A 7,653-nucleotide genomic window follows, 5' to 3' on the forward strand; every position below is an offset into this window, starting at 1 on the left:
TCCTGTACGCACGCGTCTTAGAAGACGGCGGGCTCGCTGAACTTCGGCTCGGGCGGCAATCTCACCGGCTTGGTCAGTCGCACCGGCAACGTCGCGGACGGCTCCGCGGCCACGTTCACGCAGATCGATGCGGACCCGGTGACCGGCGTCATCACCCTGCGCAGCGCGCCGATCGACCTGACGGGACAAACCTCCGCCGCGTCCCTGCGCGGGCGCCTCCAGACCAACGACAACGCGCTCGGGGTGGCGATCGACGGCTGGGACATCCGCGCCGTCGCCTGAGGCACCGGACCCAGCTGCGCCGACGCCAGCCGCCAGACCTCACCCCCGGAGAGCGGTTCCCCCGCGCTCCGATCGCATGCCCGCGCCTGAACGAGGTCCGGTCTCATGGCCCGCTACTACGTGTTCGCCACGCAGGCGCAGGCGCAGGCGTGTGCCGAGCGGATCTGGGGCCGGATGAAATCGGCCTGCGTCGCGCAGGGCTACACCATTGACCCGGCCACCGGCGGCATCGTCGGCAAGGACGCGGCCGGCCGAGACGTGCCGGGCGCGCTGACGCTGGCCTGGGATCGGCCGCGCCAGCGCGGCGACGGCAAGTGGATCGTGATATGCTCGGCCGCGGTCCCCGGTCAGACCTTCGTCATCGACGCCTCGCGGACACCCCCGCTCACGTTGGCCGCCGCGCTGGCGGCCGACGATCTCAGCGCCGGCGTGACAGTCGAGGTTGAGGACGCCTCGTGGTGGCCGGCGCCACCTTCACTCGGAGCGCGTCTCTGATGGGAACGCGCCTCAAAACTGAGGCTGACCTGTTCGGCGGCGACTGGTCGGCCGGCTTCAACCCGTTCGATATGGCCACGATCACACAATCGGCCGGGTCCGTCTCCCAATTCGCCGACGAGTCGGTTGCCTCCGGCGCACGGCCTGGCGGCACGCCCGTCAACGCGGGTCAGACTGTTGCGGCCAGCCAGCCGACCTTCTCCACGACGGGCTTGGCCGGCAAGAACGCGCTCATCGGCAACGGGTCGCAGTTTCTAGATCTTGCCAACGTCTCGGCATTGCCGGTCGGTCAGTCCGATGTGACGATGTACGCCCTGATCCAGCGTGTGTCGGGCTACGGGCAAAACTCCGTCGTGCTGTCCTACGGTTCGAGTGGGGATGGCGTCGAGCACCTCTTCGGGTTCGGCAACGACGGCCCGCACTGGTGGTACACCGACCGGGGCGGTGGGTCGGGGGATTTCCACGGCACATCGGACGTCACCGCCGCGCCGTCGCTCTGCGTCCTGACGCTCGACGCATCCGGCTCCTCGCTGGCCATCGAACTGCGCGTCAACGGCGTAGTTGAGGCTAGCGGCACGGGTACGGCCGCGAGCTTCGGCTCGGATGGTGGCCGATTGCTCTACACGATCAATGATTACTGCTCTCCGGCGAATTGTGCGCTCGGCGCGGCGGGCATCGTGCGCCGCGTCCTGACATTGGACGAGAAACAGCAGCTCGAAAGCATTCTGCATTGGCGGCAGGGCACGCAGGCCCAGATTAGTTCAGACAACCCCTATAGGTCCGCCGCCCCGACCGTCACGACGGGCGGGACGGTCTACGCCTCCAGCATCGCGCTTGCCTCCACTCAAGCCAGCGCGAGCGCCGCGCTCCTCGCGGGCGTAAGTGCGGCGGCTCTCGCGGCCGCAGCCGCGGTCTCCGTGACGGGCAAGGCCATGGCGGCCTCCCAGATCCCGCTGGCCGCGGCCGCAGCGCTCGCCGGCTCGCCGTCCGTCCGCGCGGCCGTCACAGCGGCGCTCGCCGAGGTCGCGGGGCTCTCGGGCTCGGCGAGGGTTTCGGCCGCCACCGCGCTCACCCTGGCGGGTGTCGCGCGGCAGGCGGCATCGAACGGATTGACCGCCGCCTCCGCGGTCGCGCTGGCGCAGGCCGCCGGTCTGACCGGCGCCGGAACGCTGACGGCCGCCCAGGGCGCCACGCTGATATTGGCGCTCGCCGCCGCATCCAACACGGGAAGCGCGGCCTACGCCTCCGCGATGGCCCTCGCGGCGTCGGCAGTGGTCGCAGTCGTGGGTCAGAGCGTCGCCACCGGTCCGGCGAGCCTGACGGCTGCACCGGCCGCGTCGACCGCCGCCCAGGCGTCGGCACAGGCGCCGCTGGGTCTCACCCAGGCGTCGGCCCAGTCGGGCGCCAGCTCGGCAATCCTCTCGGCCGCCTCGGCGCTGGTCGAGGCCGTGGGATCGTCCGCGAGTCCCGGCGGCGCACAAACCTATGCCGCGGCGGTCGCCCTGGCGGGCCAAGCCCTGGCCGCAGCGTCGGGGATGGGCGCGGCCGCGGCCGCACTCGCCCTGCCGGCCACCGTTGGCCAGTCCGGCGCGGCCACCGGCGTCTACGCTGGCACCGTGGCTCTAGCGCAGACCGATACCCTCGCCGCCCGGTCGCAGGCTCTGGCTGTCGCCGCGGCGGCGATCGGCGAGGCCCTGGGCACCGGTACCGGCACCGGCGGTGCGCAGGCCTACGCGGCGGCGATCACGCTGACCGCGCAGGCGCTCGCGGCCGCGGCCGGGACGGGTCAGGCGAGCGCGGCCGTTCCGCTGCCGGCGACGCTCGGATTGTCGGGCACGGCAGCCGGTCTCTACGCTGGCGCGGTCGCGCTGACGCAAGCCGAAGGTCATGGCGCACAGGCGCAGGCCGTAGCGGTCGCCGCGGCGGCGCTCCGCGAAGCCATCGGCGCGGATACCGGAGTTGGGGGGCAATCGTTCGCCGCCGCGGTCGCGCTCGCGGTGGCGACGCTCCAAGCGGCCGACGCGCGAACCGGGCAGGCCGCCTTGGCGGTCCTCGCGGCGTCGGCCGGCGGACAGACCTCCAGCGCACTCGGCGCGAACGCGGCGGCCGCGCTGGCCACGGCGGCGGTCGAGAGTGCCGACGCGGCGCTCACCACCGTGGCGGGGACGACCTTCCAGGCCTCGACCCGGGTGCTGGCGAACGGCGGCCTGATCGTCTCGGGCACGCTCACGCTGCCCGTCGATCCGGCCTTCGCGGCCACGGCGATCGGTGTCTCCGGGCCGAGCGTCGCGTTCACGGCACACCTCGACCAGGTCGCGGCGGCCACGATCAACGGGGCGGCCGCGGCGCAGTTCGCCGCGCAGGCCGCGCTCACCGCCGTCCTCCAGGTCCGCGATCCCTATGCAGGCGCCCCGCAGCTTGGGGGCATCCGCACCGTCACCCTCCAAGGCCGGAGCGTGGGGACGCGCACCCTCGCCGGCACGATGCGGCTCACGCTGATGCCGCAGGGCTCCACGCGCCACTAGGACCCCGACATGCTCCAGGATCTGCTGACCGGCGACGTGGGCGTCGCCGACGTGGAGTCGCGCGCGCAACTCGTCGCCCGCGCGCTCGCCGGCGCCGGCTTCCGGCCGATCACGCGCCACAAGATCGTCTGCGTCCGCGACGGTCGAGTGATGTGGGAGGAAGAGGGCGAGAACCTCACCACCTACGCCGGTCTGGCGCACATGCTGACGAACTACTGGAAGGGCAACGCCTACACGGCGGGGTTCTTCGTCGGCCTCAAGGGTTCGGGGACGATCGCCGGCGGCGACACGTCGGCGTCGCACGCCGGCTGGTCGGAGGTGCAGGCTTACGCAGCCGGCACGCGCCCGGCGCTGACGCTCGGTGCCGTGACCACGGGCGCCACCAGTTCGGTCGACAACAGCGCGGCGCCGGCGTCGTTTTCGATCAACGCGGCCAACACAGCGGTGTCGGGCGCCTTCGTGGCCACGAGCAGCGCCAAGGGCTCGACCACGGACACGATCATCGGCGCCTCCGACTTCGCGGCGAGCCGCACGCTGCAGAGCGGGGACACGCTGAACACCACGATCACGCTGACCGCGGTTACAGGCTGAGGACGATCTCGGCGGGCACCTGGGCCTCGTGGAGGGTCAGCGTGTCTCCGGCCCACATGTTCAGGTGTGGGTAGCCCGTCCGCGTGGCCACCTGAACGTCGGCGACCCATCGCCCGTCTCGTGAAAACAACGCCGCCCCGATGTGTGGGATCTCGATCGCCTCGGCTGTTGAGAAGGATGCGCCCCGGGTCGTGTAGCGTCCGGGGCGGTCCGGCACCGGATCGAACCGCACCAGCTGCCGTCCGAGCTGCGTCACCTCCACGCCCGCGCTTGTGACCGCCATCATCGGCAATTCAGTCGGAAAGATCAGTCGCCGCGGCGGCACGATAAGCGGTGCGCCATCGTCCGTGTGAGCAAGCGCTGGCGCCAGCGTAATCAAAGCCAAACCACCAACAATACCGCGCCGTGTGGTCTGCATTCGTCGCGCCAATCTGCGATGGTTCTAGGGGACTATACCATGAAGAATATTCGCTTCACAGAATTGGTCGAACACCGTTTCGTACACGAAACTACTGAGCCGCCCGCCCCGCTGAACGATCTCGCCAGGGCGTTGGCCCGCGAGATCGGTTCCAACCCGATCGCGGACACCGACCTCGTCGGCGCGGTGTGGAAGGTGCCGCTCGGCGCCGAGATGAGCGTGCCGGACAAGTGCGCCGCCAAGCTGATCGCGCTGGGTTACGCCGAGCTGGTGTCCGACGCCCTGGCGGCCGCCACCCCCGCGGCGCCCGCCGCAGCGGCCTGACGATAGTGACCGCCGTCCCGACGAACGGACCGGCGCTCGACCAGGGCGTGCTCGTCGTCCAGGGCGCGCCGGCGGTCTACACCGTGCCGGTGTCAGATCCCGACGGTACGCGGCCGGATCTGACCGGCGCCACTGCCGCGTGGTGGGCCGGCGTGAAACCGGCCGGTCGGCCGCTCGGCCCGCAGTTCTGGGTGGCCGACGCGCCCGAGGCCTTCACCAAGGCGCTCCCGGTCGTGCCGGATCCTGCGGTGCCCGGGGCCTTCATGGTCGTGCTCGCGATCGACCCAGAGGACCTGGCCGGCTTCCCGCCGACCGGTCTCTACTAGCACGAGATCTGGGTCACCGAGGTCGGCAAGCCGGCCGAGCCGGTGACCTTCGGGGGCCTCGTGATCCGCGGCACGGTCAAGGGCCAAGCCGCTTAAACCCTCGCACCCCGAAGATCTCCCATGCTCCTGCAGCGCCTCGTGCTGCGGGCGGAAAGGGCTGGCTCGCGACTCATCTTTCCTCCATCTGCGCAGCGGACCATCGCCTCGACACGGCAGTGCCTTGCGAGCTTGCCGTGTTCATTTCCCGATGTGTCGGGCTCCGACCGGCCACGCTCGCGCCGTTCCTTAGGCTGCCGAGCTTCTGGGCGCAGCAGTCCGGACTTCGGTTTCGGATCAATGATCTAAGTTGGCTTCGTAGTCTACACTACGGACGCCGATCTGGCAGGAACGAGTTTCCAAATTTATCGAAAGCCGCTTCGGTTTGATTAGCTCTGGTGACATCCCATAACTTGCAGCCATCCTCTTCATTGCGAAGAACGACAGCAAATTTTGAATTAGATTGCAGATCTTTTGCCCAGGAACTGCTGCTTTCATCTAATATAGAAAAATTTTCCGAGCTCAGTATCAATTCGGATCGATGTACAATTGAGCCAATTCCTAAAGTATCGGAGAAAGCGCGAAGATACTTCTGCTCAAATCGATAAATGGATGATCCATGGAACGTGTCCTCATCGACCACGCCGAGGACCTTTATCCACTTATCATTTAGCATGGTAAGCCAAATATCCAGATTTGGCGTGATGATCGTTCGGCCGAGAGGCAATAAATTATCCGTCAGCGCGCGGCATTGAATTCTTGTCGACCTGACTTTGTTGGTCCAGCTAATACAACATAACAGGACAGCTGTGGCCGCTAACACGATCCGCCATTGAATTTTATGACGTCTCATCTTCAGTACCCACGTTGCAAAAATCAAACACGGAATTAGAGTTATTAATAAATTTGGAAAAAAATAACGCTGCACATAAATGGGAAATACGATTTTCGAAAATAAGCCGATGAGCATCGTTGCGCCTGTTACACCTGCGACTACGAGCGTTACAAATGAAAATTTCGCCAGTCGGACAGCGCGACGGAGGTGGCCTTTTTCATTTTGAAGAAAGAGGATGCAGCCAGCAGTAATGAAGACACCAATTGACGATGGGCTTAGCCAATAAGCGGACAACAGAACTGGAACGTCCGGCGCAACAATCCAACTGCCCAGCTGACTCTGATGGGCCATTATCGGAGCCCAGATCAGAAATAGCAGCCCCGCTGGTGCACAGGCTGCTGCTACTTGAACAGCCCTGCTGTGTCCGAGCCGAGCCATAGTTACTGTGGTCAGCGAACCGCCGATTATGACTGCATATATTACTCCGAAAGTATGAGTGGCGACCAACAGCAGTAGAGAGAGGCTTAAATGGATTAGGATGCGCTTGCTCGGCTTTTCGACGAAGCGCAAGGCGCAAAGCATTCCTAGCGAGGCGGCCAGCATGTATAGGGTGTAGGTGCGCGCCTCGATGGCTAGGCTGATAAGTCGCCCAGAATTGATGCTGGCGAAAATTGCCAATCCCAAAATAGAAGTTCGTCTATCGACAAAAAATTGGCAAATCTTATTTAGGTTTACAAAAGTCAGAGCCAGCAACGCAACGTTGATTGCTCGGATTAATATCAGTGGAGATAATTCTCTGCCAAAAATCGCCAAAACAAGCCATTCGATGGTTATGAATGTTGGCGGAGTAGCGTCTATACCCGTGTAAACAGCATGTATGATATTCATATAATTTTCAGTTTGTGCGACAGCAATGGAAATTATCTCGTCTCTCCACGGCTTTTCACCAAACGATCCACTCAGTTTCATTACAAAAATCGCAAATGTGGCAGCACAGACAGCAAAAAGGCTATCAGGATACTGGCGGCGAGTGACGTACATCCCGCGAACCTTGTCGCTCCATCAGTTGGAGCAAGCTACAGTTGATACCATTTAAATAAGGTAATTTTCGCTGTCTCGGCGTCACCGCGCGCCATTGGCGCTGCTCTGCGGAGCACGACCGCAACGTCGCTTTTGAGCTTCACCACCGCCAACACGCTCGTATCGGCAGTCTGCCAAGTCGGCTGTCGGACGCTGCGATGAGTTCTGTCGCCGCGTAGGCCAGGACTGTCGTCGTGCTGCGCTGAGCTGGGTCTCAGGTCGCGCGATCATCGCGACTTGGTTCAGCATCGGATCGGCTGAGACCACGCACCCCGCACTCCGTGGAGATCGTCATGCTCCTGCAGCGCCTCGCGCTGCGGGCAGTCGTCGCTTGCGCGCTGCTGCTCGCCCCCGCCTCCGCAAGGGCCTGGGAAGGCCGCGTCTCCTGGTACGGCTCGGAGCACGGGCAGACCAGGAACGCGGTCGCCTGCAGCCGTCGCACGGTCGGGCACCTCGCCGGTCGGTTCGATCCGGCCGGGATGACGGCGGCGCACTGGACGCTTCCGTGCGGGACCCGGGTGCGGGTGACCGACCTGGCGACCGGCCGCAGCGTCGACGTGACGGTGACGGACCGCGGTCCGCACCCGCGCCTGCACCGCACACCCTCGACCTCGCGCGCGGGGCGGCCGAGCGGCTCGGCATCATCCCGCGCGGGGTGATCCGGGCGCGGCTCGCCATCCTGCGCACGCCCGGCGCCGGCCGGCTGCGGCTCGCGGCCTCTCGCTGATGGTACGCCGGCTC

The 7,653-nt window shown here is 65.8% G+C and carries 9 protein-coding genes; 7 read left to right on the forward strand and 2 right to left on the reverse strand.

Annotated elements, in window-relative coordinates; all coding sequences use genetic code 11:
• Nucleotides 1–69 precede the first annotated feature (69 nt).
• From MKK75_RS32300 to MKK75_RS32315, 4 genes are all read left to right on the forward strand, one after another.
• On the forward strand, nucleotides 70–282 hold the full coding sequence (locus MKK75_RS32300) for a hypothetical protein (protein ID WP_244046559.1): 213 nt from the start codon (nucleotides 70–72) through the stop codon (nucleotides 280–282).
• A gap of 105 nt (nucleotides 283–387) precedes the next feature.
• Nucleotides 388–777 (forward strand): hypothetical protein, encoded by a 390-nt coding sequence (locus MKK75_RS32305; protein ID WP_244046560.1) that lies wholly within the window; start codon nucleotides 388–390, stop codon nucleotides 775–777.
• Nucleotides 777–3,302 carry a hypothetical protein gene (locus MKK75_RS32310; protein ID WP_244046561.1) on the forward strand — a complete coding sequence of 842 codons (2,526 nt, stop codon included), beginning with the start codon at nucleotides 777–779 and terminating at the stop codon, nucleotides 3,300–3,302. The genes MKK75_RS32305 and MKK75_RS32310 overlap by 1 nt, the downstream gene beginning before the upstream one ends.
• Nucleotides 3,303–3,311: 9 nt before the next feature.
• Entirely contained in the window at nucleotides 3,312–3,893 is a 582-nt protein-coding gene (locus MKK75_RS32315) for a hypothetical protein (protein WP_244046562.1), read from the forward strand.
• Here MKK75_RS32315 and MKK75_RS32320 read toward each other — a convergent pair.
• Nucleotides 3,883–4,179 carry a hypothetical protein gene (locus MKK75_RS32320; RefSeq protein ID WP_244046563.1) on the reverse strand — a complete coding sequence of 99 codons (297 nt, stop codon included), beginning with the start codon at nucleotides 4,177–4,179 and terminating at the stop codon, nucleotides 3,883–3,885. The two genes, MKK75_RS32315 and MKK75_RS32320, sit on opposite strands and share 11 nt — an antisense overlap.
• Before the next feature lie 63 nt (nucleotides 4,180–4,242).
• Between MKK75_RS32320 and MKK75_RS32325 the strand changes: the two genes are divergently transcribed.
• A complete protein-coding gene (locus MKK75_RS32325; protein ID WP_244046564.1) occupies nucleotides 4,243–4,635 on the forward strand; it encodes a hypothetical protein in 393 nt (130 codons plus the stop codon).
• Between the two features lie 5 nt (nucleotides 4,636–4,640).
• Entirely contained in the window at nucleotides 4,641–4,961 is a 321-nt protein-coding gene (locus tag MKK75_RS32330; RefSeq protein WP_244046565.1) for a hypothetical protein, read from the forward strand.
• Nucleotides 4,962–5,325: 364 nt separating this feature from the next.
• Here MKK75_RS32330 and MKK75_RS32335 read toward each other — a convergent pair whose 3' ends face one another.
• Nucleotides 5,326–6,873, reverse strand: coding sequence for a hypothetical protein (locus MKK75_RS32335; protein ID WP_244046566.1), 1,548 nt, complete (start codon nucleotides 6,871–6,873; stop codon nucleotides 5,326–5,328).
• A gap of 332 nt (nucleotides 6,874–7,205) precedes the next feature.
• Between MKK75_RS32335 and MKK75_RS32340 the strand changes: the two genes are divergently transcribed.
• The gene (locus MKK75_RS32340; RefSeq protein WP_244046567.1) at nucleotides 7,206–7,571 is read left to right on the forward strand and encodes a septal ring lytic transglycosylase RlpA family protein; all 366 of its coding nucleotides are present in this window, start codon (nucleotides 7,206–7,208) and stop codon (nucleotides 7,569–7,571) included.
• Nucleotides 7,572–7,653: the final 82 nt, after the last annotated feature.

The organism is Methylobacterium sp. J-030 (genome assembly GCF_022829545.1).
GTDB lineage: Bacteria > Pseudomonadota > Alphaproteobacteria > Rhizobiales > Beijerinckiaceae > Methylobacterium.

Excerpts from the sequence above, each read along its gene's own strand:
- MKK75_RS32305 (WP_244046560.1), top strand. The coding sequence starts at position 388 with ATGGCCCGCTACTACGTGTTCGCCACGCAGGCGCAGGCGCAGGCGTGT.
- MKK75_RS32310 (WP_244046561.1), top strand. The coding sequence starts at position 777 with ATGGGAACGCGCCTCAAAACTGAGGCTGACCTGTTCGGCGGCGACTGG.
- MKK75_RS32335 (WP_244046566.1), bottom strand. The coding sequence starts at position 6,873 with ATGTACGTCACTCGCCGCCAGTATCCTGATAGCCTTTTTGCTGTCTGT.
- MKK75_RS32340 (WP_244046567.1), top strand. The coding sequence starts at position 7,206 with ATGCTCCTGCAGCGCCTCGCGCTGCGGGCAGTCGTCGCTTGCGCGCTG.
- MKK75_RS32315 (WP_244046562.1), top strand. The coding sequence starts at position 3,312 with ATGCTCCAGGATCTGCTGACCGGCGACGTGGGCGTCGCCGACGTGGAG.
- MKK75_RS32320 (WP_244046563.1), bottom strand. The coding sequence starts at position 4,179 with ATGATGGCGGTCACAAGCGCGGGCGTGGAGGTGACGCAGCTCGGACGG.